Genomic DNA, 886 nt, shown 5'->3' on the forward strand with positions numbered 1-886 from the left:
GCGCAACATATGTTATGATGGACAACATATATGTTTCTATTAAATCACCAGCCCCAACTGGTGGTTTCTCTTTACCATCCTTTTGCCTAAGAAAAAGGATTTTTGTTTCATCGGCTTATAATTTGGATTTATCTTTAAAAATGCCTGTGTTTTTCTTGTATGAACAGTAGATTTTTTCATCTCTAATTTCCTAGCTATTTCTTCTGTGGTATACCCTTCACCGACATGCAGAATAATTGACTTTTCTTTTTCTTCAAGTACACTCGTCACTTCTTCAAACTCAATGGATAATATTGCTTCTTTTTCCACATCGATAGGAGACACTGCATAAAATTCGTTTACTGTTTCCTCATCTCGATGCAAATCAATCGAATGAATATTCATTTTATTCCGTTCCTCATGACTAAGTCGTCTACTTACCTTAAAAGGCGTTCCTTTCAAGTGAAGCTCATCACTCATTGCCCATTTCATACCTTTCATCACATATGCATTGAATGTATCTACTCTCTCTGGATCATAATTTACACAATGCTCCCATAAATACAGATGGCCAACTTGAATTAAATCATCCAAATCCATATTGTTTATTTCTGCAATCTGTCCAGCTCTTGCAATACTTCCAAATTGTTGTTTAATCGCTGCAATCACTAAATATTTCTTTTCTTCAAATAATTCTTCTGCTGTCATTTTCTTTTACCATCCCTTCTTGTTTTTTAAATATAATAGTTTGCTATACTATAAAAGTATTCCGTTAAGGGTTCCACAATATTGGCAGTAATTTGCCTTCTTATCAATAGCATGATGACAAAAATTGCATTTTTCGTGGTCATGCTTTTTAATCAAGTAAAAATCAAGTAACCACCTTGGTACATACAATGGAATTCGC

1 protein-coding gene is annotated in these 886 nt (G+C 33.7%); it reads right to left on the minus strand.

Features of this window, described 5'->3' with window-relative positions:
• Window positions 1-39 precede the first annotated feature (39 nt).
• Entirely contained in the window at window positions 40-687 is a 648-nt protein-coding gene (locus tag ACQGS6_RS29320) for a sigma-70 family RNA polymerase sigma factor (RefSeq protein WP_426966102.1), read from the minus strand.
• Between the last annotated feature and the right edge of the window lie 199 nt (window positions 688-886).

The sequence above is a fragment of the Bacillus sp. GMs2/2 genome (assembly GCF_050172095.1).
In the GTDB taxonomy this organism is placed as follows: Bacteria; Bacillota; Bacilli; order Bacillales; family Bacillaceae_G; genus Bacillus_A; species Bacillus_A cereus.